Consider the following 393-nt stretch of genomic DNA (forward strand, 5'->3'; position numbering starts at 1 on the left):
TTTTTGTTTTCTGTAATTAGATGATTTTCCCGGTGTTCTGATTCAGTTTTCTTGTGCGGATTACTGGCATTTTCTATTTTTCTGATGGTGTGTTCAGCTTTACCTTGAAGTGTCAGGAGTCTGTATATTCAAGTGTGGTTATTACAGGGATGACATAGGATGCACTTTCTTGAGACTGGCATTTCAGCGCATTATTTCGAAAGAGGGAATCCATGAAAACCGAATATATTATCCCGCTGTTGTTTTCCGGCACGTTGGCCCTGGCGGGCTGTGGCAGCAGTGACGACAGTGAGGTCGTTGATACCACCGACGATTCTGACAGCTCTGTTGATATCGAAGATGATGATGTTGCCGACGTTGACACTTCTTATTTTGATCTGGCCTCTCTGGACT

The 393-nt window shown here is 43.8% G+C and carries 1 protein-coding gene; it reads left to right on the forward strand.

Annotation, left to right across the window (positions count from 1 at the left end; genetic code table 11):
- Positions 1-212 precede the first annotated feature (212 nt).
- Positions 213-393, forward strand: a 181-nt coding sequence (locus tag Q4563_RS16740; protein WP_303605293.1) for a hypothetical protein, incomplete at its 3' end; no start/stop codon positions are given.

The sequence above is a fragment of the Gilvimarinus sp. 1_MG-2023 genome (assembly GCF_030548285.1).